This window comes from Consotaella aegiceratis (assembly GCF_036541425.1).
GTDB lineage: Bacteria > Pseudomonadota > Alphaproteobacteria > Rhizobiales > Rhizobiaceae > Consotaella > Consotaella aegiceratis.
On sequence record NZ_JAZHFT010000009.1, the window covers coordinates 75,462 to 101,789 of the forward strand.

Below are 26,328 nucleotides of genomic sequence, written 5' to 3' on the forward strand. Positions count from 1 at the left end.
CAAAAACAAGCGATTCGAGGGGTGTGTGATGATCGTTGTTGTGGACGACCGCGAACTGGTGACCGACGGATATCAGTCCCTGTTCGGACGTGAGGGGATCTCTGCTGCGGGCTTTCGCCCGGACGAGTTCCGCGAGTGGGTTGAGACGGCGCCGGAGACGGATCTGTCGGCCGTCGAGGCGTTCCTGTTGGGGGACTTCAGTGATCGCCCCACCTGCCCGCGCCTGATTCGGAGCCGCTCCAAGGCCCCGATGATCGCCCTGGCCGAGGCCCGCAGCCTGGATGGCACGCTCGATCTCTTCGCCGCCGGTGTCGACGACGTCGTCGCCAAGCCCGTCCATGTCAAGGAAATCCTGGCTCGTGTCGGCGCCATTCGTCGCCGCGAGAGCACCGACAGCGGACGCACCGCTGTCGGCGAGATCGCGGTCTACTCCGACGGTCGGGACGCCGAGGTCGCCGGAGAGTCCATCGCACTACCCCGCCGCGAACGCCGCATTCTGGAGTATCTGGTCGCCAATCGGGGGCGCCGCGTGTCCAAGCAGCAGCTCTTCTCTGCGATCTACGGCATCTTCGACGAGAACGTGGAAGAGAACGTCATCGAAAGCCACATCTCGAAGCTCCGCAAGAAGCTGAAGATGCGCCTGGGCTACGATCCGGTTTCGTCCAAGCGCTATCTCGGCTACGGCATCGGGATCGACTGAAAAGCCTCTTGGTCTAGTCGTTTATAGTTAATTTTAAGTTAAATCCCTGCTCGATTTTTATCGGGCGGGGATTTTTATTTTTCAGACTGGCATTGCGCAAGATTTCATCGGCTTCGGAGCGGTCGGCAACAGCTACGCGCAAGGCTCCGTGCTTACTCCTTGGTTCCATGGATTTCCTGAGTGAAAGAGGGATCGGGGAATGAGCATCTACGGAATCATGAGTACCAGCGTCTCCGGCATGAATGCACAGGCCAACCGCCTGAGCGCCGTGTCCGAGAATATCGCGAATTCGAACACGAACGGCTACAAGCGGGCTCAGACGGATTTCTCGACCCTCGTTTCGTCGTCCGGATCGACGACCGTGTACAATTCCGGTGTGGTCTCGACGACGACCCGCAATCTCGTGAGCCAGCAGGGCAGCCTGTCCTACACCACTTCCACGACCGACCTTGCCATTTCAGGCGACGGCTTCATGGTGGTCAGCGACGCCAGCGGCAACAACTACCTCACCCGTGCCGGCTCCTTTGTCCTCGACTCCGACGGCAATCTCGTCAATTCGGCCGGCTACACGCTGATGGGCTATCCGCTTCCCTACGGCGATACGGTCGGGGTGGCGAATGGCTATGCCGGCTTGGAGGCGGTGAACCTGAGCGTTTCGTCTCTGATTGCAACGCCGACAACCGAAGGCACCCTCGCGGTGAACCTGGACGTCGATTCCGATAATGGTGGCACTGCCGCCACGATCGACGCCGGAGTGTTCAGCACGACCGGGTACAACGTGGGCGATACGATCAGCTTCGACATCTCGGTCGACGGCGCAACTGCCAAGACGGTATCCTTCGTCGTCACATCCAGCAACATTGCCAGCACCAGCGCCTTCGAAGACGCCTTGCAGGACGCGCTGGACGATACCTTCGGTTCGGGTGAGGTCGTCGCCAGCGTGGATTCAAGCACGAAGGTCATCTCTTTTTCGACGGCGGAGACCGGTGCTTCATCGACTTTGAAGTTGGAAAATATCCAGCTGACCGACGGTGACGGGATCACCACCAGCACGCTCGGCCTCAGTGCTGCGACCGGCAGTACGGCGGCAAGCGGCAGCTATGCCAGCGTTGCCCTCGGAACCTACGATTCGACGGATAAGAATGTCGGCGACACGCTGACCTACTCGATTTCGGTCGATGGCGGCACGGCCGTCGATGTCGACCTGGTCCTGACCTCCACAAACACGGCGTCGGCTTCCGCCTTCAAATCGGCCCTCCAGAGCGCCATCACCGCCGCCGGACTGACGGATGTGACGGTCAGCCTGTCCGGCACCGACATCAGCCTGAGCCTCGGCACGGCATCGGATGGCGCGACCAACACCAGCATCTCCTTGGACAGCATTACCGCTGTCGACGGGGACGGCACCACGACCACGCAGCTCGGGCTGGCGACGGCTTCCCTTGCGAGCGGCGCCGACCGGGTGCTGCCCTCCGAAAACAGTTCCGAATCCACCTATACCAACAAGACGTCTCTGGTCGCCTATGACAGCGTCGGCAATGAGGTGACGCTTGACATCTATATGACGAAGGTCTCCGACAACACCTGGGAGATCACCGTCTATGACCGTGCCGACGCCGACGCCGACACCGGAGAATTCCCCTATTCGAGCTCCGCGCTGACCACTCAGACGCTGACCTTCGACGACGACGGCCAGCTCACCTCGACCGACGAGCTCAACTTCACCATTCCCAATGGCGAAGAGATGACCATGGACATCTCGTCCATCACCCAGCTCGGCGCCGACTATCAGCTCCTGGAAGGCACGACCAACGGCAATGCACCGAGCGACGTGAGCAACGTCGAGATCAGCGCTGACGGTATCGTCAGTGCCGTCTTCGACAACGGCACCACGCTCAACCTTTACCAGATCCCGCTCGCCACGGTGGAAAGCCCGGACAACCTCGCCAATGTCGCAGGCAACGCCTATGCGACGACCACGGAGTCGGGCGCCATCACCCTTGGCTTCGGCGGCGACAGCGGCTTCGGCAGCCTCGTCTCCGGCGCCGTGGAGCTCTCCACCGTGGATCTGGCGACCGAGCTCACCGACATGATCGCGGCGCAGCGCGGCTACACCGCCAACTCCAAGGCCTTCCAGACCGGGGCCGACATTCTGGACGTGCTGGTCAACCTGGTGCGGTAAGGCCGCCGCCCCTCTCCCGCTCATGGCGCAACGGGAGAGGGGTACCGGCCAATCCGCCGGCCCCCTCGCAATAGAAGCGTGGGAAGGACGCGGCATCGTGATCCATGCGCGTCCTTACTTCGTGAAACCAGAGGCCCTCAATGTCGCTCACCTCCGCCCTCGACAGCGCAAAATCCTCTATCGCCACGAATTCGACTCTGACGTCGATCGTGTCGCGCAACATCGCCAACGTCAATTCGACGACGGCCACGCGCAAATACGCGAATGTTTCCACCGGAGCGGACGGCACCGTCACGGTGATGTCCGTCGCTCAGTCGACGAACATCGCGCTGTTTCGAAACAAGTTGGACGCGACCTCGGAGAGCGCCTCTCTGACGGCCTTGACCGACGGTCTGGAACAGCTTTCCAGCCTGACCGTCGGGGATACCGAGGACGAGATTTCTCCAGCCGCTTTGATTGGCGCGCTGGAGGATGCGCTGACCAGCTATTCCGCCAGCCCCGACAGTGCCGACCTTGCCCGGTCGGCGATGCAGGCCGCCGAAAACCTCGTCCAGGGTTTGAACGACGCCAGCGACGTCATTGAGACGGTCCGGCAGGATGCCGATGACGCGATTGCCACCGCCGCCGACGAGATGAACGATCTGCTGGCGCAGTTCCAGGCGCTCAACGACAAGATCGTCAAGGGCACCACCACCGGCGCCGACGTCACGGACTACATCGATCAGCGCGACCAGATCGTCTCGCAACTGTCCGAATATGTCGGCATCACCGTCAAGACGCGTGCCAACAACGACATGGTGCTCTACACCGATTCCGGCGTCACGTTGTTCGAGACGACGGCTCGCACGGTCAGCTATTCCGCCACGGTTCCGCTGACGGCGGGTGAAGCGGGCAACAGCCTCTATATCGACGGCGTCGCCGTGACCGGCGAGAACGCCACGATGCCGATCCAGAGCGGCTCGATCTACGGCCTCACGCAGCTGCGTGATGAGGTCTGCCTGACCTATCAGAACCAGCTCGATCAGATTGCGCAGCAACTCGTGCTCGCCTTCTCGGAAAGCGATTCGGGCGATGAAGTTTTCGGCGTCTTCACCGATAGCGAGGCCGACAACCCCGACAGCATGGACGTCAATGGCCTGGCGGGTCGCATTTCGATTTCCGACGACATGGGCGACTATCCGTTCCGCGATGGCGCCAGCGTCGACTACAACACCGACGACGCCTCCGGCTACACCGATCGCATCAACGAACTGATCGACAATCTGAACGCGACGGTCACGTTCGATTCCTCCGCCGGCATCGAAACCAGCGCGACCCTTGTCGATTTCGCTGCCTCGTCGGTCGGATGGCTGGAGGGCGAGCGCTCCAACGCCACGGACGAGGCGGACTACGCGACCACCATTCTCGAGCGCACGACGGAAGCCCTGTCGGACGCGACGGGCATCAATCTGGACGACGAACTGACCCGGCTGCTGGAATACGAGCAGTCCTACCAGGCTTCGGCGAAGTTGATTTCGACCATCGACGAGATGCTCGATATCCTCCTCAACGGCATCTAAGATCGGGGACCCTCGATGAGCATATCCACTCTTTCTCTGATCTCGGCGCAACGAACCACCATCCTGCGTACGCAGGAACAGTTGGCGAAAGCCGAGACCGAGGTCACCACAGGGCGCTACGCCGACGTCGGCGCCACGCTCGGCGCCACGACCGGCCAATCGGTCACTCTGCGCGTCGAGCTTTCGAGTGTGGAAAATCAGCTCACCAGCAACACGCTGATCGGTCTACGTCTCGACTCCATGCAGGACGTCCTGTCCGGCCTGCAGACGACCGCGGACGACATGGCCTCCGTCCTGATCACCGGTCAGGCCGATCAGGTGGACATCTCCACGCTCGTTACCCAGGCGCAAGCCAGCCTGGAGCAGTTGTTCGGCGCGCTCAATACGACGAGCAACGGTCAATATCTGTTTGCCGGAACCAACGGTTCCGAGCAGCCGATCAAGTATAGCGACCTCGAAGACTACGAAGGATCGGCGGCGAGTTCGGCGTTCTCCGACGCCATCACGAACTACAAACTGACCAATCCCGATTTCGATCTGTCGACGGCGACGGCCGAAGAGATGCAGGACTTCCTCGATACGGCGGTCAGCACGCTGTTTTCCGACGACTCGTCCTGGTCGGATCTCTGGTCGAACGCGAACAGCGAGACCGTCACCAACAAGATTACGTCCAGCGAGTCCATCGACGTCTCCGCCAACGCCAATCTCGACGTCTTCCGCAACCTCGTGCAGGGCTATGCCATGCTCAGCGAGCTCGGCTCGATGGATCTGAGCGACGAGGCGCGCGCAACCCTGATCACCGAAGCGTCAAGCCTCGTGAACTCAGGCGTTTCCGGTCTGACCGAGCTGCAAGCGGATATCGGTCTCCGGCAGGAACGGCTCGAAGCGGCCAACGGCAGGCTCGAAAGCAAGCAGACCGTCATCGAGGCCTCCATCTCGAATTTGGAGGATGTCGACGTCTACGAGGCCTCCACGCGGGTCACCATGCTGACCACGCAGCTCGAGGCGGCTTACTCGCTGACTGCCAAGCTCCAGGATCTGAGCCTGCTGAACTACCTCTGAGGTCGTTCGGTGTTCGCCAGCAACGCACGCCAAAAAGAAGGGTGGACATGTACCAATTCTCTTACGCAGAGGTGACACAGGACGTTTGCGTGGATGCGCGCGAACGCGAGCGGCAGGCCCTCGACCGCTGTGTCGAGCTGCTGCAGCGGGCGGAAAAGAACGGTCCGCGCTCGCGCGATGCCGTCGAAGCGCTCTATGTGACGCGCAGCCTCTGGGCCATCCTGATCGAGGACTTGGCCAGTTCCGATAACGACCTGCCGCAGCAGCTCCGAGGCGATCTGATCTCCATCGGTCTGTGGATCATGCGCGAAGCCGAGGCGATCCGCGCCGGCAAGTCGGAGAATTTCAAGGGTCTTATCCAGATTTCCGAGACCATCCGCGACGGACTGAACTAATGTCGGTGCTGCGAATTTCCCTGCGCTCTGGCGAAAAGATCTTCGTCAACGGCGCCGTGATGCGAGTCGATCGCAAGACCTCCATCGAGTTCCTGAACGACGTGAGCTTCCTTCTCGAAGGTCACGTCCTCCAGGCCGAGCAGGCAACGACCGCGCTGCGTCAACTCTATTTCATCGTTCAGATGATCCTGATCGATCCGGCCAACGCCGACCAGGCGCGCCAGATGTTTTCACGCTCGTACCAGCTTCTGCTGGGCTCTTTCGACAACGTCGAGATTCGATCCGGCCTCGACGATATCGCCGACATGGTTCAGCGCAACCGGCCTTTCGACGCTCTGAAGCGGCTGCGTGGCCTGATCCCGATCGAAGACGCCATTCTTGCGGGAGGATCGGTCCCGCATATCACCAACGACCGCTTCGCTCGTCCGGCGAAGATTGCACAGGGAGCCCGCTCATGACCTCCGTCAGCAGCGTTACGAGCACCACGGCAACGACCTCCACCAGCTCGACGTCCGACTCGTCCTCGGCGAGCTTGGACTACGACGCCTTCCTGCAGTTGCTGGTTGCCGAGCTGGAGAATCAGGATCCGCTGGAGCCCATGGATTCGTCCGAGTACATGGCTCAGTTTGCCACCTTCTCGCAGGTGGAGCAGACGATCAAGACGAACACCAAGCTCGATTCCCTGCTGGCGGTCTCCACCCTGACCCAGGCTGGTTCGATCATTGGCTTCACCGCGACGTCCGCCGATGGCGAGACTTCCGGCACCGTGACCGCCGTCGAAATCACCTCCGATGGATCCTACGCGATCCTGGAAGACGGCTCCTCGATCAGTCTCGAAGAAGGCGTAGAAATCTCCTACGACCTGTCGGAATGAACGAGGCGGACGCGATAGACATCGTTCAGTCCGCGATCTGGACGATCATTGCGGCCGCCGGACCCGCCGTCGGGGCCGCGATGCTGGTCGGTGTCCTCATCGCCCTGTTCCAGGCCCTGACGCAAATTCAGGAAGTGACGCTGACGTTCATCCCGAAGATCCTGGCGATCTTCGTGGTGATCGCGCTCACCGCCTCCTTCACCGGGTCGCAGGTCTTCGCATTCACCCAGCAGGCCTATTCGCGCATCGAGAACGGCTTCTGAAAACAGCCGTATCGGCCATCGAAAAGGCATCCCTGGCCGATCCGCCCGGGATGCCTTTTTTCTTGGAGCGCCGGCAGGCTCCTGTTGGGCGATTTTGCCAGAGCCGCGATTGGTCGCTCAACTGCTCAGCGAAAAGATCAGTCTCATCAGCCACTCGTCGATCGGACCCGACGGTGTCGGTATATAGAAGACGGTGGTGAAGAGAACGGCCAGAAGGAAGCAGAAGACGACGACACCGATCGTTCCGGCGACGATTCGGTTGAACCGAAGCAGCCAGAGCGACAGGGCCAGGACCACCGTCGTCGCGACGATAAAGCCGAAGTGGGACAGAAGAGAGGGATAGGCGAGCCAAAGCAGGAGGAAGGCGAGAAATCGCCAGAGCTGACTTCCCGATATCTGCGTGAGCCGGGCGATCTGCGGGTGGAGGGCGACGCCTCGCTGCTTGAGCGCAACCTCCCGCGCGGTCATGACGATCATGCCGGCGACGACGGCGACCGCGAGGCCGAGCGGATAGACGCTCGCCATTCCCTGGAAGCGGGTGGCCTGATAGCCCAGAACCACTCCGAACAGGGCCATGATCAGGAACGAAGACAATCGAAAGATCAGCATGGCGGCCGACCTTCCCATCGATTGCAAACGGGAATCAGGTAAAGGGGATTGATTGCTCGGCATGGGTGGGCGGCTCCGTGCTTCACTCGGCGTCGGCGTTGGCGACGACGGGGCGCCGGGCGCCCTTGATCAGTCGGAAGGCGACCATGGCGATGGCCACGGAAAGAAATCCTGCCGCGACCGGTCGCTGCAAAGCGTCCCACAACGAGCCGTAGGAGGTCGTGAGAATAACGATCTGCTGTTCGAACTGGGAGCCGAGGATGACGGCCATCACGACCGGCAGGATGGGAAAGCGCAGAGCCTGAAACCAAAGTGCGAAGATCGTCGCACCGAACATGACGGTCACGTCGAAGAGGCTGTTCTGGATGGCGTAGGAGCCGAGGATCGAAAAGACCGCGACGAAGGTTGCCAGGGCGCTTTTCGGGATCTTGAGGACCACGGCGCAATAGCGGGCCGCGAACAGTCCGAAGAACAGCATGAAGATGTTCAGCGCGATGAAGCCCCAGAAGAACGTGTAAATCAGCGCCGGCTGATTGGAAAACAGTGTTGGACCAGGCTGCAGGCCATGCAGCGTCAACGAGCCGATGAAAACCGCCGCCGCGCCGCTTCCCGGAATGCCGAGCGAGATCAACGGGATCAGTGAACCGCCCACATTGGCGCTGATCGAGGTTTCGGAGGCGATCAACCCCGAGATCGAGCCCTGGCCGAAATTCTCGCCGCGCCGATTGAAACGCCGTTCGATGGCATGCGAGATGAAGGGCGTTTCGACTGGCCCCAGTGCCGGCAGAATCCCGAGAAACACGCCGATCACCGAGGAGCGGATATAGGTGTCGACGCGGCTCGCTGCGGTTCGAAGCAACTCGCCGTAGGGGTTGTGCCTGCTGAACTCGATGGTCTGACCCGAACTGGCCTCCAGGCTGTCGAGCGCCAGGAAAACGGCCTGTGTCATGCAGAAGAAGCCGATGAGAACGGCAACGAGGTTGAAGCCGGACATCAGGTCGACGACACCGAAGGTAAAGCGGGGCGTGCCCATGACCGGATCGATGCCGATGGTCACGATCAAAAGACCGATCAGGCAACTCAGAAGATTGCTCATCAGCGGCGTTTCCAGCATGACGATGACGATCGTGAAACTGAAGATCAGGAGGGCGCAATATTCCGGCGCTCCAAACGTCAGCGCGAATGCCGAGAGGACAGGCGTCAGGAACAGCATCGCGACACCGGAGACGATGCCGCCGATGCCCGAACTGAGAGCGGCCAGACCCAAAGCGAAGGGCGCGCGCCCCTGCTTGGCGAGAGCGAAACCTTCCCACCCTGTCACGATGGAGGCGGGGGTGCCGGGAACGTTGATCAGGATGGCGGAGATGCTGCCGCCGAAGATGCCGCCGGAATAGATCCCGCCGAGCATGATCATGCCGTGCTCGGGCGTCAGCAGAAAGGTGACCGGCACGAAAAGCGCGATGCCCAGGGTTGCCGTCAGGCCGGGGATCGCGCCGAAGATGATGCCGATGACTACGCCGATGATTTCGACGGAGAGGCTTGCAGGCGAGAGTGCGCTGATAAAGCCTTCAAGCATGGGTGGTTACCGCCTTGGCTGGAAGATCGATTGCATCGGAGCGAAAAGTGAAAGCCGGCTTTCTAAAATCCGATGCCAAACCGCAAGTTCGGTGCGTCCTGGCGAGACCGGTTTGGCGTCCCACATTGCAAGGCGCCGCGGTCCGGCTGGGACGCTGATGGTGCCGCGGCCCGGCACGGGGCGGATCGGATGACGGCCCGCTGCGGCATCGAGCTAATCGGTGAGCCTCGGCTCGGGCCGCCGCGACCCTGCGACCGCAAGGCCCAGGTGGCGCGGGCGCCGTGTCCGCCACTCGGCAGAAAAGCTGCCCGGCGCTCCCGATTTTCGGCGAAAGGGGCCCGGTTGTGCCGACCGAACCCCAATTTTAGGCGCTCCGGGAAATATCCCCGCTAAGGTTGAGCATCCTTGAAGTACTCTTTCACGGCTTCGTAGGAGTCGTCGTAGAACTGCTGTTCCTGCTCCGCGGTCTTTGGCATCAATTCGATGCCGACTTTCGCGAAGGCTTCCTCGGTTTCGGGATCCTTCAAGGTTTCCTCGATCAGCGAGGTGAGAAAGGCCTTGATGTCGTCGGGAACCTTCGAGTTGATCGCCACAAAGCGGTCGGCACCCCAGGTGTCGGGCTGCATTTTCACCCCGACGTCCTTCATCGTTATGACGTCGGGAAGCTGCGAGAGCGGCTCGTTGTTGCTGATCGCCAGGGGCTTCAGGTCGCCCGAGTCGATATACTGCGCCACTTCGTCATAATAGTTGGCGGCTATGTCGAGATTGCCGCCGAGAAGAGCCACGGCCGCTGGTTTGCCGCCTTGGAATGGTACAATGGAGAAATCGGCACCCAGCTGTTTCGCGACGATACGGGTTGCGATATCGAACGCCCCGTTGGGAATGACGCCGACTTTCAACTCGCCAGGATGCGCCTTGGCGTATTCGACGACTTGTTTGAAGTCCATATCGCCGATCTTGGAATCGGTGCGCGAAAGCCAGAGCACCGGTGCGAAGGTGATCCCAGCAATCGGCACGAGGTCTTCCTTGGCAAAAGGAGCGCTCGCCCCGGCAATCGAGATGGCCATCGTCGGATTAGAAAGAACGTCGACCGTATAGCCGTCGGGCTTGGCCTGCTTGGCGACATAAGTATTGCCGATGACGCTGCCGCCGCCGGCCCTGTTCTCGACACGAAACTGATAACCGGTTACGCGCTCCATCTGAGTCGCAAGCGTTCTGGCCGTCAGATCGACGCCGCCGCCTGGCGGGTACGGAACGACAAAGTTGATGGGCCGGTTAGGAAAGTCCTCCGGCTTCTGGGCGGAGTCGGCAGTTGCGGTGCTTGTCGTGACGATGAGCACAGCACTCGCCGCGACGACAGATAGTAGTCCGAATTTCATAGGGTCCCCCCGACTGTTAAGTATTCGCGAAAGCGACGCCAAATCTAATGTAGCGTCGGTTCCGAATACTACCTCATTCGCGCAAAGCGCGTATATTTTTCAGGATAACAACTTTAAAGAGATCTCTGACGTCCCCCGATCTCTTCATGTGTTAGCCTTCAGGTAAGATTCATGAGCGGCTCTTACAGTCAAATTCGAATTTCGACGTTCCTATAAGCTAGAGCTATTCCTCCGTTGAACCTCGTGATACCCGCGGTGCGGTAGATCGCGAGTGATTGGCCAGAATTTTTCCGGAATGCGAGGAGACTGGAGGCATGCGCCTCCCACCGTGTGGCCAGTTTCGTCAGCGATCGTGTGGCACGAAGCCGAAGGGGCGGGTCGTCGGGTTTGTCGGCCGCGTCTCACAAGGACAGCCAGACGCAATCTTCGTTTGCGAAGGAACGGACAAAGGCTGCCGTCCATGCGGGTGGTGCGCCTCCCTTTAGGCATGAAGCCCAAGGAGCTGCTTGATGGCTGTCGACACGCTGAAGCCCATTTCTGGACCAGCTGACGCCCAGTCCAAGGGCCGTCGCGACATCGGATTCGCGCTCGGTGTCGTCTTCATCCTGACGGTGCTGTTCGTGCCGATCCCGCCCATGTTCATCGACATGGGGCTGGCGCTGTCGATCGCGCTGTCGGTGCTGATCCTGATGGTGTCGCTGTGGATCGAGAAGCCGCTGGACTTTTCGGCCTTTCCGACCGTGCTCCTGCTCGCCACCATGCTGCGATTGTCGCTCAACATCGCGACGACCCGCGTCATCCTGCAGAACGGCAACGAGGGCTACAACGCCGCCGGACACGTGATCGGCGGCTTTTCGCAGTTCGTCATGGGTGGCGACTTCGTCATCGGTCTCGTCGTCTTCGTCATCCTGATCACCGTCAATTTCCTCGTCATCACCAAGGGCGCGACCCGTATCGCCGAGGTCGGCGCCCGCTTCACCTTGGACGCCATCCCCGGCAAGCAGATGGCGATCGATGCGGATCTGTCGGCCGGCCTCATCGACGAAAAGCAGGCGCAGCTGCGCCGGCGCGAACTGGAGGAGGAATCCTCCTTCTTCGGTTCGATGGACGGTGCGTCGAAATTCGTTCGCGGCGATGCCATCGCGGGCCTCATCATCACCGGCGTCAACATCTTCGGCGGCATCATCATCGGCGTCACCCGCCACGACATGGATGCCGGGGCGGCCGCCGACGTGTTCACCAAGCTGTCGGTCGGCGACGGCCTGGTCTCGCAGATCCCGGCGCTGATCGTTTCCCTCGCCGCCGGCCTGCTGGTGTCGAAGGGCGGCACGCGCGGCGCTGCGCAGAGCGCGGTCCTCGGCCAGCTCGGCTATTATCCCCGCGCCCTCTGGGTGGCGTCCGGCCTGATGGTCGTGCTGGCGCTGATGCCCGGCCTGCCGATGTTGCCCTTCCTGCTGCTTGCCGGTCTGATGGCGTTCACCGCCTATACCGTGCCGCGCCAGCGCGCCGAGGTCGAGCGCCAGGCCGAGGTCAAGAAGACCGAAGAGGAGGCCAAGGCCAAGGAGGCCGAGCGGGTCTCGGTTAAGGAGTCGCTGAGGATCGTCGAGATCGAACTGGTTCTCGGCAAGCAGCTCTCGGCGCACCTGATGCTGTCGCGTGACGAACTCGCCCACCGCGTCCAGAAGATGCGCCGCCGCTTCGCCTCGCGCTACGGCTTCGTCGTCCCGGAAATCAAGCTTTCGGACGACCTTTCGATCGATCCGAAGTCCTACGAGATCAAGATTCACGGCACCAGCGTCGTCAATCAGGCGCTGCGGCTCGGCGCCTTCCTGGTGGTTCTCGGCGATGCGCCGCCGCCGGACGTGCCGCACGACATGACCAAGGAGCCCGCCTTCGGCCTGCGGGCCGCCTGGGTGGCCGAGAGTTTCGCCTCGGAGGTTCGACGCAGCGGCTACGAGCCCGTCGACACGCTGTCGGTGCTCCTGACCCATCTCTCCGAGGTCATTCGCAACAACCTGTCGCAGCTCCTCTCCTACAAGGACATGCGTACCCTGATCGACCGCCTGGAGCCCGAATACAAGCGGCTGATCGAGGAGGTCATCCCGGCGCACATGTCCTATTCGGGGCTGCAGGCGGTGCTGAAGCTGCTGCTGGCCGAACGCGTCTCGATCCGCAATCTCAACCTCATCCTGGAGGCCATCGCCGAGATCGCGCCGCATGTGCGCCGCTCGGAGCCGATCGTGGAGCATGTCCGCATGCGCATGGCCCAGCAGATCTGCGGCGATCTGCTGCACAATGGCCAGCTCTCGGTGCTGCGTCTCGGCAATCGCTGGGATCTCGCCTTCCACCAGGCGCTCAAGCGCGACCCGAAAGGCGACGTCGTCGAGTTCGACATCGACCCGCGGCTGGTCGAGGAATTCGCGGCCGAAGCGAGCAAGGTCATCCGGGCCAAGATGGACCAGGGCGAAACCTTCGCGCTGGTCGCGGCCCCCGACGCGCGACCCTATGTGCGCATGATGATCGAGCGCATTTTCGTCAATCTGCCGGTGCTCTCGCATCTCGAGATCGCCCGCGGCGTCGAGATCAAGGCGCTGGGATCCATTTCGTGACGCTCGAGCTGTCGACCTATGTCCTGGCTCTGTTCGTGATCTTCTGCCGGATCGGCAGCTGCCTGATGCTGCTGCCCGGCTTCTCGTCCTCGCGTGTGCCGGTGAACGTCCGGCTGTTTCTCGCCGTCGCCGTCTCGCTGGCGCTGTCTCCGGTGCTGTTGCCCGAGTTGACGCCAGTGGTCGCCGCCGGAACCGATGCCGACCGGCTGTCGCTGATGATGACGGAGATCATCAATGGCGGCATGATCGGCCTGCTGGGGCGCACCTTCATGATCGCTCTTGAGTTCGGCAGCACCTTCGTCGCCAATGCCATGGGGCTCGGCCATTCCCTGTCGCCCGGCATTGAGGACGGCGAGCAGGGCGCGGCCCTCGTCACGCTGGTGACCATGACGGCGACGACCCTCATCTTCGCCACCAATCTCCACGCCGAGATCGCCAAGGCGCTGGTCGCCTCCTATTCGGCGATGCCGGTGACCAACGGCTTTTCGGTGCGCGCCGGCCTGGTGTCGCTCACCGACAATCTCGATGACACCTTCATGCTGTGTCTGAGGATCGCCAGCCCCTTCGTGCTCTATGCGGTCATCGTCAACTTTGCCGTCGGCCTGGCGAACAAGCTGACGCCGCAGATTCCGATCTACTTCATCTCGCTGCCTTTCGTGCTGGCCGGCGGGCTGGTCATCTTCGGTTATTCGATCGGTGATTTCCTGGTGCTCTTCATCCAGGGATTCGGACGGTGGGTGGTGATGGGATGAGCGACGGCGACAAGCGGTCGAAGCGTCTGGAGCGTCTGCTCAGGGTGCAGCGGCAGAAGCGCGAACTGGAGGAATGGCGTCTCGCCCACCTCAAGCGGGAGCGCACCGACCTCGACGGCAAGGAGCGGCAGATCGTCGAGAGTCTTGGAGTCGAGACCCAACTGCACGGCCTGTTCCTCGATTCGAAGGTGCGCTCGCTTCGGCGCAACGACCGCGCCAAGGCTCGCAACACCGCCCAGCAGACGGCCGCGACACAGCGCTTGGAGGTCGAGCGCCGCAAGGAAAAGCAGACCGAGCGCGCGCGCGAGCAGGCGATGCGGCAGGAGGCGAGCCAGACCGAGCGCTCGCAGCTCGAAAATGTACTGGAAAGCGTGCTGATGCGCGCCGATGCAAGCTTCGAATAAGTCCGAACGCTTAAGACACGAAGTCGAAGATGAACAGGGTCTGACGATGGCGATTTCGCCCCCTTCCGATCTCGTCCTGGACGTGCTGCGCGCTGCCGGGCCCGACGCCGACAACCGGCTGGCCGCGACCTTGCGCCAGAAGGCTGTCACGGGACCGGACAGCTCGGCGCTGGCCTTTGCCGACACGATGCGCGGCGAGGCCCTGCGCGTCGGCGGCACGGGAGCGGATTTGGAGATCGCACCGACCTCGTCGGCCGACACAAAGCTGGTCCAGACCGCCCACCATGAAAGCAGCCAGGCCGGGCCTTACGAGAAATTCGAGGCGTTCGTGCTGCGCAGCTTCGTGGAATCGATGCTGCCGAGCGAGAATTCGTCCTTCTTCGGCGAAGGCACGGCCGGCGGCATCTGGCGCTCCATGATGGCCGAGCAAATCGGCGACGAGTTGGCCAAGGGCGGCGGCATCGGCATTGCCGACATGCTCGAAGAGAGCCGTTCTGCGGATCACCTGCAAAGCGTATCCATGACATCGGATTCCACGGCGAACGACGTGGCCGACAAACTCACGATGGCCGAGGGCGAGGCAGCGGCCTTGACCGGCCTCAACAAGCTCTAGGAGGCGACGTTGGAACCCGTATTGCTTCAAGCCATCGGCCGGCTCGAAACCGTTTTGGCCCGGGAAACCGCAGCGCTCAACGCCGGCTCCGTCAAGGATCTCGCCGAGTTCAGCGCGCGCAAGAATCAGAGCCTTCTGGAGCTCACGCGCATGTCGCGCGGGCTCAAGCCCGAGGTGGTCTCCTCCGACGTGCGCATCCGCCTGTCGAATCTGAAAAAGGGCCTCGACGCCAATCAGCGGGCCTTGCGGCTGCATGTACAGGCGAGCGAGGAGATCGCGGGCCTGATCGCGCGCGCCATCGAACACGCCGAATCCGACGGCACCTATGAGGCGCCCGTCAAGGGAGCGCAGCGGGCGAAATGATCAAGATCTTCGCCATCGGACTCTGGGTATGCGTGGCCTCGCTCGGATCGAGCTATCTCGTGGCGTCCATGAGCCGCGACAGCCAGGCCGCCACGACCGAGGGGGAGGAGCCGACCTATTTCGCCGGTCTCGACTATCGCAAGACCGACCCGATCACGGTCCCGATCATCGACGGCAACGAGATCAGGGGCTATGTGCTGGCGCGCTTCGTCTACACCATCGACGGCACCGTCGTGGAAGGACTTGCCGTCCCGCCCGATCCGTTCCTGGTCGACGAAGCCTTCCGGACGATCTATTCGCTGGACGATTTCGACGTCTCGCGGCCGGAGCGTTACGACCTGAAGGCGCTGACCGAAAAGATGCGCGATGCGGCCAATGCCCGCTTCGGCGACAAGCTGGTGGAAGAGGTCCTCGTCGAGCAGTTCGACTATATCGACAAGCGCGACGTCCGGCGGGGCTGAGAAAGCCCTTCCGCGACCCGGCGCCTTCGCTAAAGCATCATCCGAAATCCGTAGCTCGCTCGGACATGATCGTCCGATACGGTGACGCGACCGGGCGAAGCTGCGGTTTCTGCTGTTCGATCCCGGTTCGTGCCCCACGCTAGTCCTGAACGGCGTAGTAGCGGCCGGCAATCCGTTCCCGCTCTGCCGCATCGACGATCTCGGCAGGGCCTTCGAACCGGACACCCGCCTCCGCGCCGGCCGACCAGATCGTCCGGACAGGACGGCGGCTCGCATCCCGTTCCTCGTAAAGCACGAACCGCTCCGGCAGCTCGGTCGGCTCGAAGAACCGCAGCCGGGCCCCGCGCCCGGTTCTGTCCGTGACGGCGCAATCGCGAACGAAGCGTCCCGTCTCGGTCAGCATCTTCGCCGGCCGGAGGCGGGTCCGCAGCCGCGTCATACGCCGACAGTCCATCCTGTCCGTCTCCATCCAGCCGTTTTGGGCGCGCCCGATGATCGCCGATCCGACGGGCTGTTGCCCACGGCGGCATTCGAAATGCGTCGCCGCACCATAGCCGGAAAGCATGAATAAGTTGCTTGGCTCACGCTTCAGGCCGGCTCTCCGGCCTTTTCGTCGCGCCAGGGTTAAAAATCATGGTTAACCGATGGTGGAGATATACTTAAAATTAATGGTTTTTCTTTTGTAAAAGAATCGACATTGAGACGCTCTGTTAAGAGCCGCTGCGATACAGTTCATTCACCGGAAGGGGATGGACAATGTTGCGTTCGAGTATTGCCCGAATATCCGAATTGCTGGAGCCGCGTCAGTCGCTGCTTCGCTCCAATGCCGACGTCGAAGCTGGGATCTCGGTGATCCGGCCGGCGGCGACGGTCGAGGCCGAGCCGTCCGATCCGGTGTTGAAGTTCGCCGGCGGTCTCCTCGTCGTCGCCTCTCTCGCCTTCTTCTTTACGGTTCTGCAGATCGCGCGCGTCGATCCCGACTATTTCGACCAGCGCTATATCATCCAGGCCGAGAAGAAGCAGGAGCTCGATCCCATCGTGACGGGAGCGACGGAGCGCCTGGACGCCGGCGTCATGCCCGTTCCCGAGGTGGTCCGGGTCCGCGAGCCGCAGCCGCAGGACTTTGCCGTGGTGATGGTCTTCGAGGACGAGGCGCTTCTTGCCACCAGCCGCGAGCTTTGGCGGGTGAAGGTCGGGTCCGTCGTGCCCGGACTCGGCAAGGTCGAGAAGATCGAGGCCAACGGCACCGGCGGCACCATCGTCACCGAGCGGGCAGTGCTGGCGCTGGAGATCGACGACAAGAAGCCGCAGGCGAGCGCCAACGCGGACTGACGTCGCCACCGCAGCCTTAGTACCGGGTTTCGCGATTACTTCTTTTCGAGCAGCAGCTGGCCTTCGCGCTGGATGGTTCCCTTGATCTTCTGGGCGATGGCCGCCAGGAAGCCGGGCAGGTCGACCTCCAGATGGACGGTATCGTCGAGAACGTCGAGACGGCCGAGGACCGACTGGCCCATCATGCCGGCGCGAAAATCCAGGTGATCGCCGTTCCAGTTGTCCTCGAACTTGACGAAGCCGCCGACGGCATCCTGCCGGACGCGGCCGAAGCCCTGCTCGATACGCGCGCGCGCTTCCTCGCGCGTGAGCTTGTGCGGGATGTCGATCTTGATGGTCTCGGCCATGCGGGCTGCCTCCGTTCTCAGCCCTGCATATGGCGACGCGGCTTGCTTGCCGCAACGGATCGTTTGCCGGAACGAAAAAGGCCGGAGCATCGCCCCGGCCTTTCCGCATGGTATTCGATCGCAGTACGCGGATCTTAGGCGTAGGCGGCCTGCTGCGAGGCGCCGCCGCGTCCGCGCGAGCGTTGACGCCGCCGTCCGCCGCCGGGCTTCTGCGCCTTCTGCGCACGATCGGGTTGGCCCGTCTCGGCCTTGGCGGCTGCACGAGGCGGCCGTTTGGCTCCGGCGGCCGGCCGTCTCGGGCGGTTTCGCCGATTTTGGCGAGGCTCGTCCTCGCCCGAGGCGGCCGGCATGGCCGTGGCGAACGACGTGGTCTCCAGCGTGAAGCGCTGGCCGGTGAGCTTTTCGATCGCCTTCAGCTTGGCTCGCTCGGACGGATCGACAAGGGCGATCGCCGCTCCGCCCTTGCCGGCGCGCGCGGTGCGTCCGATCCGATGGACGTAGCTCTCGGCTTCTTCCGGCAGGTCGAAATTGATCACGTGGGAGATGTCGTCGACGTGGATGCCGCGCGCCACGATGTCGGTGGCCACCAGCACCCGTGTCCGGCCGCCGTGGAACTGGGCGAGCGCCTTCTGGCGCGCGCCCTGGCTCTTGTTGCCATGAATCGCGAGTGCGTCGATGCCGGCTTTTTCCAGATCTCCGGACAGTCGGTTGGCGCCGTGCTTGGTGCGGGTGAACACCACCACCTTGTCCATCGCAGGATCGGCGAGCCGCTCGATCAGCCAATGCTTCTTGGCCTTCTGCGGCACCAGGAAGGCGCTCTGGTCGATCTTCTCGACGGTGACCACCTGTGGCGTCACCTCGACGCGCGTCGGGTTGCGCAGGATGTCGGCGGCGAGCGAGGCGATGCTCTCCGGCATGGTGGCGGAAAAAAGCAGCGACTGGCGCTCCTTGGGCAGCGCCTTCACGACGCGGCGGATGTCGCGGATGAAGCCCATGTCGAGCATCCGGTCCGCCTCGTCGAGGACGAGATGGCGGACCTCGGACAGCGAGACGGCGTTCTGCTCCATCAGATCGAGCAGCCGGCCAGGCGTCGCGATGACGATGTCGAGGCCACGGCTGAGCGTCTGGATCTGCGGACGGATCGAGACACCGCCGAACACCACCGCGTGGCGGATCTGCGTCTTGGCGGTGAGCGCCTTGACGGTGTCGCCGATCTGGCTGGCGAGCTCGCGCGTCGGCGCCAGGACGAGCGCCTTCATGGTCTTGGGCTGGGGGCGTCCGCCCTTTTCAAGCAGAGCGTGCAGCACGGGAAGCGAGAAGGCGGCCGTCTTGCCGGTGCCGGTCTGGGCGATGCCGAGCACGTCGCGACCGGCCAGCACGGTCGGAATGGCCTGCGCCTGGATCGGCGTGGGCGTGACGAGTTCCATGCGGTCAAGCGCGGAAAGAAGCGCGTCGGCAAGGCCGAGCGCCTGGAAATTCGAAGAGGTCAAAATGTACCTTTGAGATGCGGCGGGCTGGTTTCGCCCGCAAAAGGGCCGACCGCCGCCTGCGCAGGCGGACGAAACGGCGGGCCGTGTCCGGAAATTTTTCCGGCTGCGCTCCAGATGATCCTGCAAATCGCGGGAAAAGGGCGCACGCGCGATCACGGCGTGACCCGCCCCATATCGGCGCTCTGGAGCGCCGCGTCAAGAGCGTTTTGAGGCTGATGGTTTGTGCGGGGATTCTCGGGCCGGCGTTCCATGGTCGTCGGGCAACCGATTTTCGGACCTCGTTGCCGGCGTCATCTCGCCATGGTTTGGCCCAGGCATTGCTTCAGAGCCGCGCGAGCAACCGCATCAGATCCGATTGCCGGTGCACTCCGGTCTTGTCGAAGATCGAGAGCAGTTGGCTGCGCACGGTCGAAGCCGCGACGCCATAGTGGGCCGCGGCCTGGTTCAGTGTCGCGCCGGCGAGCAGGGTTCCGACCAGCCGGGCCTCGGCTGGCGACAGATCGAACAGGCCGCTCAGGATGGCCGGGTCGGGCGGAGCGATGCGGTCCAGCGGCGATACGAACAGGAGCGTGGCGCCGCCCATCAGAATGTCGTGGGCAGCGCCTGCGACGGGGATCAAATGGATGAGCAAAGGGGCGGTCATGCGGTCCCCGGACAAGGCGATCGTTGTCGTTGCCTGGTGGTCGCTGGCTTCCGACAGCGCCTTCACGAAACGCCGATTGGCCGTGGCATTGACGAGGGCGATGCCTCCGAAGGCGTTCGGCTGGAAGATCGACCGGAAGCTTTCCAGAATGGCGTTGGCGGCGAGAACCCGGCCCTTCAGGTCGATCACGGCGCCTGGAAGCCCAAGCTTGTCCAGCGTTTCCACCATCGTCTGGATGCGCTCCATGGCGAGCCGGGCCGTGATGATCCCGGCGCGTGAGAGATGCGGCAGCAGCCCGTTCAGCGCTGCGATCTCCCGATCGCGATAGCGTCCGTTCTTCTCGAGCCGTTCGAAGGTGGCCGTCAGCATTTCTCCGCCCGGAAGCGGCAGGGTCGCGAAGATCTGATAGGTGAGATCGAACTGCCTCAAGGTCACCGCCACCGGATCCGCCAAGGCCTCGTCTTCCGGCTGGATATCTTCGATACGGATGAAAGACGGCCGCCCCGCAGCCATCGCCCGTTTCACACGCGCCGATCGGCTGAGATCGCCGCGTTGCAGGCCCATCGCCATGACGCCGAGCATATTGCGCGAGACGATGTTGCCGGTGATACGCCCGTCTTTGGAGACGAAGATCGCGCCGCTGAACGATCCCGCGAGCGCACTCATGGCCTCGATCGCATCCGGCCAGCGATCGGACATGAGGGCGGCTTCATAAATCAGATCCACGGCATCAGGTCGAATGAGGCTGTCCTCCCACGGACCTTCAGGAGCCAAGCGCCAACCGTAAGGCTCGTGGATCATTGTTCGCGAAAACGGCGAAAAGAAGCGCTGGTTTCCACCAGATGGTGGATTTGGGCGTTGTCGGACGCTGCTAGGCAGGACGAACGGTCTGAGAACCCGACTGTCGGTCAGACCACCGCCCCTCCCAGCAGCAGGAATGAGCCATGCCTGAGACACTGAGCGACGTGCCTGCCAGCAACAGCGCCTCGGACGGCAAGACAATGCGCCGTCGTCCCGACTTTACGCCGACGTCCCGTCGCTCGTTGGTCTTGGAGCGTCAGCCGGACTTCCGTACAGTTCCGATATCGACTGCGTCGGGCGCGATTTATTCGCGGCGGTTTGTTCTATTGCGGGTCAATGCGCCGGTCGCCGTCGCCTATGCCCACGAACTCGGTGAGCGCGCTGCCGGGATCGGGTCGCGGATCCGCTCGACGACCATCCGGCGGATGAAGGACGAGAAGGTCGAAAAGACCCTTGCGAATTTTCAGGCCGCACTCTTCATCAGTTTAATGAACAGCACGCCGTTGGAACGGGTGCTATTGCTCGATCACGTCTGCACATCGATCGAGCATCGAGGCAGCGCCATCGGCCTGGAATTCCTGTTCTCGTCGTTGATCGAAAGCTCATGGGCGTTCTGTGACCACGCCCTGGGGCAACGGGCCGTCGCATTATGGTCCCGGTATGTCGCGGTCTCGCCGTTGCTCCGAAAATGGCCTCTGACCGTCTTCAATGCCAACACGATGGTCGTGGAAGTCTTCAAGCCGGAGGATATCCGGGAGTTCGATCTCGACCGCAAGGCGCGGGAGCGTCCCCATGGAACAGGCGGTTATGGCCCGGTCGGTATGGGCAGCTACGGTCCCGGATCCGGCGGCATGGGCGGGTATGGCCAAGGTCGTGGCGGCATGGGTGGGTATGGTCCCGGCGGCGGAACGGGTGGCTTTGGCCCGGGCGGCGGCATGGGCGGCTTTGGTCCGGGCGGTAGCGGCATGGGCGGCTACGGTCCCGGTGGTGGAACGGGCGGCTTCGGCCCGGGCAGCGGCGGCATGGGTGGCTACGGTTCCGGCGGTGGAACGGGCGGCTTCGGCCAGGGCGGTAGCGGCATGGGCGGCTACGGTCCCGGTGGTGGAACGGGCGGCTTCGGCCCGGGCGGCGGTGGCATGGGTGGCTACGGTCCCGGCGGTGGAACGGGCGGCTTCGGCCCGGGCAGCGGTGGCATGGGCGGCTACGGTTTCGGTGGCGGGACGGGAGGCTATGGACCCGGCGGCGGCATGGGCGGCTACGGTCCCGGATCCGTTGGCATGGGCGGCTTCGGCCCCGGCAGCAGTGGCATGGGCGGTTTTGGCGCCGGCGGTATAGGTGGCTTCGGCCCCGGCGGCGGGTTGACCGGCCCGTTCGGCCGTGGGCGCAGTCCAGCCGAGCAGCGCACCGATTCTCATGATCAGGTCTCCATCGGCAACGCCCTCACGACAAGCGGTGCCACGATGATGGCCGCAGGCGGAGCTGCGGCCGTCGCCGGATCGTTATCCCCATCACCAGCCGGTGGGGTCATCGCAGCGGGTGGTTTTGCAGCTATGGCGGTAGGAGCGATCATGTTCGGCATCGGCCTCGGCCTGTCGACGTCGGCGGCCGAGAAAACCCAGGACGAGCCCGCGCAAGATCAACCGACGGGGTCTCTTGGCGAAGGCACGGAAGATATTCCCTTGATCGACGACGAGGGCGACGAAGACGTCGTCGCGTCGACCGATACCGAAGGCGAGGCCGGAAAACCGGATCCGAACGGCACCGCCGGCAAGCCCGATCCGAATGCATGGTATCCCGCCCCCGACGACGTCGGCGGCAGTCCGAACAGTTTGGCGGCCGATTTTCCGAGTTCGCGCGATTTCTATCCAGACCCGAGCGGCGACGGGACCGTCGGGCCCCGCGCAGCCGGTGCGCATCTGGTTTCGGTCGCCATCGGTGTCGGGCCGGGCGTCGTCGCGACCGTCCGGGCTTTCGGCCCCCAAAGCTTCAAGTTCGTCGGCTGAGGAAGCTCGTCACCTTCCCCTGGACACCATCGGCGGCAAGGGAAGGCTCGGCCGCGTTGCGGTCGATACCGGGACGGTCGTCCCGAAACCAGCTTTATTCGGCTGCCGCCGGCAAGGCTCGGACCTTCGGTCTTCAGCTTCCCGTCAGCAGGGCTTCGCGTTCCTTGCGGGACGCGGCCAGTTTGGTGCGGACCTTCTGCAGGATGGCGGCCGGCGCGGTTTCCGGCGTCCCGGCATCGAATGGCGGGGCGGGGGCGTACTCCAGCGAGAGCTGGATCAATTCGGCTTCCTCACGCCCCATCAGTTCGGCGACGACGGCAAGGCCGAAATCAATGCCCGAAGTGACGCCGCCGGCGGTGATCACCGGTCCGTCGTGAACCACGCGCTCGTTCACCGGGATGGCGCCGAACCGCTCCAGAAAATCATGGGCGTTCCAGTGGGTCGTCGCCCGGCGTCCGTCCAGCAATCCGGCCCGGCCGAGCACCAGCGAGCCGGTGCACACGGAGGTGACGAAGCGGGCCGTCGCCGCTTTTTGCCGGATGAAGGAGAGCGTCTCCTCGTCCTGAAGCAGCGCGTTCACGCCGGCGCCGCCGGGCACGCACAGAACGTCGAAATCGGGGGCGTCGGCGAATGTCGTATCCGGCGTCAGCCAGAGGCCGGTCGCCGAGCGGATCGGTTCGCGATCCTTCCACACGAGATGAACGGTGGCGCCCGTGGTGGAGGCGAAGACCTCGTAAGGGCCCGTGAGGTCGAGCTGCTGGACCTTGGGAAAGCAGAGGATGCCGAAGCTGAGGGTCATGATGCGCCTCCTGTCTGATGGGTCGTTCCTGACTTGACGGGCCGACCTTAGCGGCAGACAATTTGGCGTGTTTGCCAATGATCGCTCGTTTCATGCCAATCGTCCCTCATCGCGTCGAGATCCTGGCCTTTGCCAAGGCCCAGCTTCTGGACGTCACCGGCCCGGCCCAGGTGTTCGCCTCTACCAACGACTTGGCACCACGCGGCGAAGCACGGCCTTATGCGATCGAGATCGTGGCGGAGACGGAGGAGGTCGTCACCTCGTCCGGTATCGGCCTGAGGGCAAAGGTGCTGCCGCGGGGTGCGCGAGCGCCGGATACGCTGATCGTCGCCGGCGGTTACGGGGTGGGCGCGGCGTGTGAGCGGGCCGAACTCGTCGATTGGGTGAGGCGGCGCTGCGCCGATGCGGCGCGCGTGGCGTCGGTCTGCAGCGGGGCGTTCCTTCTGGCCGAGACCGGGCTTCTCGACGGGCGGCGCGCGGTGACCCACTGGCAGCGCTGCGAGGAGTTCGCGGCGCGCTTTCCAGCCGTTCGGCTCGAACCCGACCCGATCTTCGTTCGCGACGGGGCGATCTGGACCTCCGCCGGCATCACCGCGGGCATCGATCTGGCGCTTGCCATGGTCGAGGAGGACAGGGGCCGAGAGCTGGCGCTGGCCGTGGCTCGCCAGCTCGTCGTCTTTCTGAAGCGGCCGGGCGGACAGGCGCAGTTCAGCACGGCCCTGTCCCTGCAGGCGGCCGACAGCCGCTTCGAGCACCTGCACGGCTGGATTGCCGATCATCTCGATGGCGATGTCTCCCTCGCCGCCATGGCCGATCAAGCGGGCATGAGCCTGCGCAGCTTTTGCCGGCACTATCGCCAGACCACCGGGCGCACCCCGGCGCAAAGCGTCGAGCTGATCCGCATCGAGACGGCGCGGCAGCTTCTCGAGGACGGGGCGAGCGTGACGCGCACCCTGCGGCGCTGCGGCTTCGGCTCGCCGGAGACCATGCGCCGCGCCTTCCTGAAACATTTGGGTATCGGCCCGCAGGCCTATCGCGAACGTTTTTCGCGACAGGAGGCCCGAACCCGCTGACCTCAGATCGTGGCGGGCTGGATTTCGCCCGCCGCCGAGGGATCGCGCAGGCGCTCCACATCCCGTACCGGCGGCAGTCCGAACATGCGGGCATATTCGCGGCTGAACTGCGACGAGCTTTGATAGCCGACGCGAAACGCCGTGTGTTGGGCGTCGGTCTCGCTCAAGAGCAGGCGCCGGGCTTCCTGAAGCCGCAGGGATTTCTGGAACTGCAATGGGCTCATCGCCGTCGCCGCCTTGAAATGGCGATGGAACGAGGCGCGGCTCATGCCGGCAAGCGCCGCCAGATGGTCGATTTCCAGCGGCGCATCGAAATGGGCGCGGATCCAGCCGATGGCACGGTGGATGCGCGACAGCCGGCTGTCGGACCGCGCGATCTGGCGCAACAGCCCGCCCTCGTCGTTCTGCAGAAGGCGGAACAGGATCTCGCGTTTGATCAGTGGCGCTAGCACCGGCACGTCGTCGGGCGTATCGAGAAGCCCGAGAAGCCGGCCCATTGCGCCGAGGAGACCGGGCGTAACGGCATTGACGCCGAAGCCCGCCGTTCCGCCGCTCTCGGCCCGTGCGAGAGAGGGCGTATCGCAGAGAAGGTCCGACAGGACGGTTCGGTCCAGAGTCATGCTGACGGCAAGATACGGGTGTTCGGGGCTCGCCTCGCTGATACAGCCGCGCGCCGGCAACTCCACCGAGGCGACGAAATAGGAGGCCGGATCGTAGCGCATCGTCCGGTCGCCGATCGATACCAGCTTGGCGCCTTGCAGCACCAGGCACATGGCCGGTTGATAGAGACCGCGAGAGGGCGCGGTCGGGCGAGTGGCCCCATGGAGTGCCAGGCCCGGGATGACGGTGTCGAGCCGTGGGCCGGTGAGGTGGCGCTGAAGGATGCCGCGCAGGACGCTGAGGTCTTCGTGCATTCTCTCAAGATGGCGGTGTCCGGCGGGCGCGGCAAGAGGCACAGCCGCTCGATCGGCTGCCTGAGACGATCAGGCAAGCATCGGAGGCGATCGGACGAGGGATCGCGCCCCTTGCCGACCATGTGTGGGGAGAAGCCTTCGCTTCTCACACGAAAGGATATCGACATGTTCGGAGAATTCTCCACCACCGACGACGTGCTGGACGGCATCGATCTCAAAGGTCGGCGCTTCCTGGTGACGGGCGTCTCCGCCGGGCTCGGCGTCGAGACCGCTCGGGCACTCGTCGCCCATGGCGCCGACGTCGTCGGCGCGGCGCGCAATCTCGACAAGGCGCAGCAGGCGACCGAAGAGGTGCGGAACGCCGCGGCCTCGGGCGGCGGCAGCTTCGAATTGGTCGCGCTCGATCTCGCTTCGCTGAAGAGCGTCCGTGTCTGCGCCGATGCGCTGCTTGCCGACGGCCGCCCGTTCGACGTGATCATCGCCAATGCCGGTGTCATGGCCTGTCCCTTCGGCAAGACCGAGGACGGCTTCGAGACGCAGTTCGGAACGAACCACCTTGGGCACTTTGTGCTGATCAATCGCATCGCTTCGCTGATCAGGCCGGGCGGGCGGCTGGTCAATCTGTCCTCGGCGGGCCATCGCTATTCCGATGTCGATCTCGAAGACCCGAACTTCGATCATACGCCCTACGATCCCTCGATCGCCTACGGACGTTCGAAGACCGCGAACGTCCTCTTCGTGGTCGAATTCGATCGGCGCTATCGCGACAAGGACATTCGCGCCACCGCCGTGCACCCCGGGGCCGTCAACACCGAACTCGGGCGGTATCGGGATGAGCAGGATCTCCAAGCCTTGATCGACAAGGTCAACATGAGCCTGGCCGAACAGGGCCAGCCGCCGCTTCGCTACAAGACGATTCCGCAGGGCGCGGCGACATCGGTCTGGGCGGCTGTCGTTGCGCCCGCGGAGGATGTCGGCGGGCGGTACTGCGCCGACTGCCAGACGTCGGACGTGGTCAAGGCTGCGACGGTGCGCGGCGGTGTCGAAGCGCACGCCGTCGATCCCGAGCGCGCGAAGGCTCTGTGGGCAAAGAGCGAGGAAATGGTCGGCGAGCAATTCTGATCG

27 protein-coding genes are annotated in these 26,328 nt (G+C 63.5%); 18 read left to right on the top strand and 9 right to left on the bottom strand.

Going from position 1 to position 26,328, the window contains the following annotated elements; translation table 11 throughout:
• Window positions 1-28 precede the first annotated feature (28 nt).
• From SMD10_RS08705 to fliQ, 8 genes are all read left to right on the top strand, one after another.
• Entirely contained in the window at window positions 29-700 is a 672-nt protein-coding gene (locus tag SMD10_RS08705) for a response regulator transcription factor (RefSeq protein ID WP_331685286.1), read from the top strand.
• 199 nt (window positions 701-899) lie between these two features.
• Window positions 900-2,882, top strand: a complete 1,983-nt coding sequence (locus SMD10_RS08710) for a flagellar hook-basal body complex protein (protein WP_331685287.1) — start codon at window positions 900-902, stop codon at window positions 2,880-2,882.
• A gap of 140 nt (window positions 2,883-3,022) precedes the next feature.
• The gene (gene flgK / locus SMD10_RS08715) at window positions 3,023-4,441 is read left to right on the top strand and encodes a flagellar hook-associated protein FlgK (RefSeq protein WP_331685288.1); all 1,419 of its coding nucleotides are present in this window, start codon (window positions 3,023-3,025) and stop codon (window positions 4,439-4,441) included.
• 15 nt (window positions 4,442-4,456) lie between these two features.
• Window positions 4,457-5,503 (top strand): flagellar hook-associated family protein, encoded by a 1,047-nt coding sequence (locus tag SMD10_RS08720; protein ID WP_331685289.1) that lies wholly within the window; start codon window positions 4,457-4,459, stop codon window positions 5,501-5,503.
• Window positions 5,504-5,550: 47 nt separating this feature from the next.
• Window positions 5,551-5,898: a flagellar biosynthesis regulator FlaF gene (gene flaF, locus SMD10_RS08725; RefSeq protein WP_331685290.1), complete on the top strand. Its 348-nt coding sequence runs from the start codon at window positions 5,551-5,553 to the stop codon at window positions 5,896-5,898.
• Window positions 5,898-6,356 (top strand): flagellar biosynthesis repressor FlbT, encoded by a 459-nt coding sequence (flbT, locus tag SMD10_RS08730; RefSeq protein WP_331685291.1) that lies wholly within the window; start codon window positions 5,898-5,900, stop codon window positions 6,354-6,356. The genes flaF and flbT overlap by 1 nt, the downstream gene beginning before the upstream one ends.
• Window positions 6,353-6,772 (top strand): flagellar hook assembly protein FlgD, encoded by a 420-nt coding sequence (gene flgD, locus SMD10_RS08735; protein WP_331685292.1) that lies wholly within the window; start codon window positions 6,353-6,355, stop codon window positions 6,770-6,772. Before flbT ends, flgD begins: the two co-directional genes overlap by 4 nt.
• Entirely contained in the window at window positions 6,769-7,035 is a 267-nt protein-coding gene (fliQ, locus tag SMD10_RS08740) for a flagellar biosynthesis protein FliQ (protein ID WP_331685293.1), read from the top strand. The genes flgD and fliQ overlap by 4 nt, the downstream gene beginning before the upstream one ends.
• A gap of 117 nt (window positions 7,036-7,152) precedes the next feature.
• On the opposite strand, the gene SMD10_RS08745 is transcribed toward fliQ, so the two are convergent.
• The 3 genes from SMD10_RS08745 to SMD10_RS08755 all read right to left on the bottom strand — a co-directional run bounded on the left by SMD10_RS08745 (window position 7,153) and on the right by SMD10_RS08755 (window position 10,599).
• A complete protein-coding gene (locus SMD10_RS08745; protein WP_331685294.1) occupies window positions 7,153-7,644 on the bottom strand; it encodes a tripartite tricarboxylate transporter TctB family protein in 492 nt (163 codons plus the stop codon).
• 82 nt (window positions 7,645-7,726) lie between these two features.
• Window positions 7,727-9,220 carry a tripartite tricarboxylate transporter permease gene (locus SMD10_RS08750; protein WP_331685295.1) on the bottom strand — a complete coding sequence of 498 codons (1,494 nt, stop codon included), beginning with the start codon at window positions 9,218-9,220 and terminating at the stop codon, window positions 7,727-7,729.
• Window positions 9,221-9,609: 389 nt separating this feature from the next.
• Window positions 9,610-10,599: a Bug family tripartite tricarboxylate transporter substrate binding protein gene (locus tag SMD10_RS08755; protein ID WP_331685296.1), complete on the bottom strand. Its 990-nt coding sequence runs from the start codon at window positions 10,597-10,599 to the stop codon at window positions 9,610-9,612.
• A 509-nt stretch (window positions 10,600-11,108) separates the two neighbouring features.
• Here SMD10_RS08755 and flhA point away from each other — a divergent pair.
• From flhA to SMD10_RS08785, 6 genes are read left to right on the top strand one after another with little or no spacing between them, the layout of a single operon-like run.
• Window positions 11,109-13,208 carry a flagellar biosynthesis protein FlhA gene (gene flhA / locus SMD10_RS08760; protein WP_331685297.1) on the top strand — a complete coding sequence of 700 codons (2,100 nt, stop codon included), beginning with the start codon at window positions 11,109-11,111 and terminating at the stop codon, window positions 13,206-13,208.
• Entirely contained in the window at window positions 13,205-13,960 is a 756-nt protein-coding gene (locus SMD10_RS08765; RefSeq protein WP_331685298.1) for a flagellar biosynthetic protein FliR, read from the top strand. Before flhA ends, SMD10_RS08765 begins: the two co-directional genes overlap by 4 nt.
• Window positions 13,957-14,364 carry a hypothetical protein gene (locus SMD10_RS08770; protein ID WP_331685299.1) on the top strand — a complete coding sequence of 136 codons (408 nt, stop codon included), beginning with the start codon at window positions 13,957-13,959 and terminating at the stop codon, window positions 14,362-14,364. The genes SMD10_RS08765 and SMD10_RS08770 overlap by 4 nt, the downstream gene beginning before the upstream one ends.
• Window positions 14,365-14,410: 46 nt before the next feature.
• The gene (locus SMD10_RS08775) at window positions 14,411-14,977 is read left to right on the top strand and encodes a rod-binding protein (protein ID WP_331685300.1); all 567 of its coding nucleotides are present in this window, start codon (window positions 14,411-14,413) and stop codon (window positions 14,975-14,977) included.
• Window positions 14,978-14,986: 9 nt separating this feature from the next.
• On the top strand, window positions 14,987-15,340 hold the full coding sequence (locus SMD10_RS08780; RefSeq protein WP_331685301.1) for a flagellar protein FlgN: 354 nt from the start codon (window positions 14,987-14,989) through the stop codon (window positions 15,338-15,340).
• Complete coding sequence (locus tag SMD10_RS08785) at window positions 15,337-15,801, top strand: hypothetical protein (protein WP_331685302.1); 465 nt, start codon at window positions 15,337-15,339, stop codon at window positions 15,799-15,801. Before SMD10_RS08780 ends, SMD10_RS08785 begins: the two co-directional genes overlap by 4 nt.
• Before the next feature lie 139 nt (window positions 15,802-15,940).
• Here the strand turns inward: SMD10_RS08785 and SMD10_RS08790 are convergent, their stop codons facing one another.
• Window positions 15,941-16,240, bottom strand: a complete 300-nt coding sequence (locus SMD10_RS08790; protein WP_331685303.1) for a hypothetical protein — start codon at window positions 16,238-16,240, stop codon at window positions 15,941-15,943.
• 317 nt (window positions 16,241-16,557) lie between these two features.
• On the opposite strand from SMD10_RS08790, the gene SMD10_RS08795 reads away from it, so the two are divergent.
• Window positions 16,558-17,133 (top strand): hypothetical protein, encoded by a 576-nt coding sequence (locus SMD10_RS08795; RefSeq protein ID WP_331685304.1) that lies wholly within the window; start codon window positions 16,558-16,560, stop codon window positions 17,131-17,133.
• Between the two features lie 35 nt (window positions 17,134-17,168).
• On the opposite strand, the gene SMD10_RS08800 is transcribed toward SMD10_RS08795, so the two are convergent.
• From SMD10_RS08800 to SMD10_RS08810, 3 genes are all read right to left on the bottom strand, one after another.
• Window positions 17,169-17,480, bottom strand: coding sequence for a polyhydroxyalkanoic acid system family protein (locus tag SMD10_RS08800; RefSeq protein WP_331685305.1), 312 nt, complete (start codon window positions 17,478-17,480; stop codon window positions 17,169-17,171).
• 134 nt (window positions 17,481-17,614) lie between these two features.
• The gene (locus SMD10_RS08805; RefSeq protein WP_331685306.1) at window positions 17,615-18,970 is read right to left on the bottom strand and encodes a DEAD/DEAH box helicase; all 1,356 of its coding nucleotides are present in this window, start codon (window positions 18,968-18,970) and stop codon (window positions 17,615-17,617) included.
• A gap of 322 nt (window positions 18,971-19,292) precedes the next feature.
• A complete protein-coding gene (locus SMD10_RS08810; protein WP_331685307.1) occupies window positions 19,293-20,312 on the bottom strand; it encodes a helix-turn-helix transcriptional regulator in 1,020 nt (339 codons plus the stop codon).
• A gap of 245 nt (window positions 20,313-20,557) precedes the next feature.
• Here SMD10_RS08810 and SMD10_RS08815 point away from each other — a divergent pair, with 245 nt between their 5' ends.
• On the top strand, window positions 20,558-22,417 hold the full coding sequence (locus SMD10_RS08815; RefSeq protein ID WP_331685308.1) for a hypothetical protein: 1,860 nt from the start codon (window positions 20,558-20,560) through the stop codon (window positions 22,415-22,417).
• A gap of 133 nt (window positions 22,418-22,550) precedes the next feature.
• Here SMD10_RS08815 and SMD10_RS08820 read toward each other — a convergent pair whose 3' ends face one another.
• Window positions 22,551-23,216 carry a DJ-1/PfpI family protein gene (locus SMD10_RS08820; protein ID WP_331685309.1) on the bottom strand — a complete coding sequence of 222 codons (666 nt, stop codon included), beginning with the start codon at window positions 23,214-23,216 and terminating at the stop codon, window positions 22,551-22,553.
• 92 nt (window positions 23,217-23,308) lie between these two features.
• Here SMD10_RS08820 and SMD10_RS08825 point away from each other — a divergent pair, with 92 nt between their 5' ends.
• Window positions 23,309-24,289: a GlxA family transcriptional regulator gene (locus SMD10_RS08825; RefSeq protein ID WP_331685310.1), complete on the top strand. Its 981-nt coding sequence runs from the start codon at window positions 23,309-23,311 to the stop codon at window positions 24,287-24,289.
• Between the two features lie 2 nt (window positions 24,290-24,291).
• On the opposite strand, the gene SMD10_RS08830 is transcribed toward SMD10_RS08825, so the two are convergent.
• On the bottom strand, window positions 24,292-25,203 hold the full coding sequence (locus SMD10_RS08830; protein ID WP_331685311.1) for an AraC family transcriptional regulator: 912 nt from the start codon (window positions 25,201-25,203) through the stop codon (window positions 24,292-24,294).
• Window positions 25,204-25,368: 165 nt separating this feature from the next.
• Here SMD10_RS08830 and SMD10_RS08835 point away from each other — a divergent pair, with 165 nt between their 5' ends.
• Window positions 25,369-26,325, top strand: a complete 957-nt coding sequence (locus SMD10_RS08835; RefSeq protein ID WP_331685312.1) for an SDR family NAD(P)-dependent oxidoreductase — start codon at window positions 25,369-25,371, stop codon at window positions 26,323-26,325.
• Window positions 26,326-26,328 lie beyond the last annotated feature (3 nt).

What these genes read in the sequence shown, in the direction of transcription:
- SMD10_RS08795 (WP_331685304.1), top strand. Translation starts at nt 16,558, where the DNA reads ATGTTGCGTTCGAGTATTGCCCGAATATCCGAATTGCTGGAGCCGCGT.
- flgK (WP_331685288.1), top strand. Translation starts at nt 3,023, where the DNA reads ATGTCGCTCACCTCCGCCCTCGACAGCGCAAAATCCTCTATCGCCACG.
- SMD10_RS08810 (WP_331685307.1), bottom strand. Translation starts at nt 20,312, where the DNA reads ATGTCCGATCGCTGGCCGGATGCGATCGAGGCCATGAGTGCGCTCGCG.
- SMD10_RS08790 (WP_331685303.1), bottom strand. Translation starts at nt 16,240, where the DNA reads ATGACGCGGCTGCGGACCCGCCTCCGGCCGGCGAAGATGCTGACCGAG.
- SMD10_RS08770 (WP_331685299.1), top strand. Translation starts at nt 13,957, where the DNA reads ATGAGCGACGGCGACAAGCGGTCGAAGCGTCTGGAGCGTCTGCTCAGG.
- SMD10_RS08755 (WP_331685296.1), bottom strand. Translation starts at nt 10,599, where the DNA reads ATGAAATTCGGACTACTATCTGTCGTCGCGGCGAGTGCTGTGCTCATC.
- SMD10_RS08825 (WP_331685310.1), top strand. Translation starts at nt 23,309, where the DNA reads ATGCCAATCGTCCCTCATCGCGTCGAGATCCTGGCCTTTGCCAAGGCC.
- SMD10_RS08710 (WP_331685287.1), top strand. Translation starts at nt 900, where the DNA reads ATGAGCATCTACGGAATCATGAGTACCAGCGTCTCCGGCATGAATGCA.
- SMD10_RS08750 (WP_331685295.1), bottom strand. Translation starts at nt 9,220, where the DNA reads ATGCTTGAAGGCTTTATCAGCGCACTCTCGCCTGCAAGCCTCTCCGTC.
- SMD10_RS08705 (WP_331685286.1), top strand. Translation starts at nt 29, where the DNA reads ATGATCGTTGTTGTGGACGACCGCGAACTGGTGACCGACGGATATCAG.
- SMD10_RS08830 (WP_331685311.1), bottom strand. Translation starts at nt 25,203, where the DNA reads ATGCACGAAGACCTCAGCGTCCTGCGCGGCATCCTTCAGCGCCACCTC.
- flgD (WP_331685292.1), top strand. Translation starts at nt 6,353, where the DNA reads ATGACCTCCGTCAGCAGCGTTACGAGCACCACGGCAACGACCTCCACC.
- SMD10_RS08815 (WP_331685308.1), top strand. Translation starts at nt 20,558, where the DNA reads ATGCCTGAGACACTGAGCGACGTGCCTGCCAGCAACAGCGCCTCGGAC.
- fliQ (WP_331685293.1), top strand. Translation starts at nt 6,769, where the DNA reads ATGAACGAGGCGGACGCGATAGACATCGTTCAGTCCGCGATCTGGACG.
- flaF (WP_331685290.1), top strand. Translation starts at nt 5,551, where the DNA reads ATGTACCAATTCTCTTACGCAGAGGTGACACAGGACGTTTGCGTGGAT.
- SMD10_RS08775 (WP_331685300.1), top strand. Translation starts at nt 14,411, where the DNA reads ATGGCGATTTCGCCCCCTTCCGATCTCGTCCTGGACGTGCTGCGCGCT.
- flhA (WP_331685297.1), top strand. Translation starts at nt 11,109, where the DNA reads ATGGCTGTCGACACGCTGAAGCCCATTTCTGGACCAGCTGACGCCCAG.
- SMD10_RS08820 (WP_331685309.1), bottom strand. Translation starts at nt 23,216, where the DNA reads ATGACCCTCAGCTTCGGCATCCTCTGCTTTCCCAAGGTCCAGCAGCTC.
- SMD10_RS08785 (WP_331685302.1), top strand. Translation starts at nt 15,337, where the DNA reads ATGATCAAGATCTTCGCCATCGGACTCTGGGTATGCGTGGCCTCGCTC.
- SMD10_RS08800 (WP_331685305.1), bottom strand. Translation starts at nt 17,480, where the DNA reads ATGGCCGAGACCATCAAGATCGACATCCCGCACAAGCTCACGCGCGAG.
- flbT (WP_331685291.1), top strand. Translation starts at nt 5,898, where the DNA reads ATGTCGGTGCTGCGAATTTCCCTGCGCTCTGGCGAAAAGATCTTCGTC.
- SMD10_RS08720 (WP_331685289.1), top strand. Translation starts at nt 4,457, where the DNA reads ATGAGCATATCCACTCTTTCTCTGATCTCGGCGCAACGAACCACCATC.
- SMD10_RS08835 (WP_331685312.1), top strand. Translation starts at nt 25,369, where the DNA reads ATGTTCGGAGAATTCTCCACCACCGACGACGTGCTGGACGGCATCGAT.
- SMD10_RS08745 (WP_331685294.1), bottom strand. Translation starts at nt 7,644, where the DNA reads ATGCTGATCTTTCGATTGTCTTCGTTCCTGATCATGGCCCTGTTCGGA.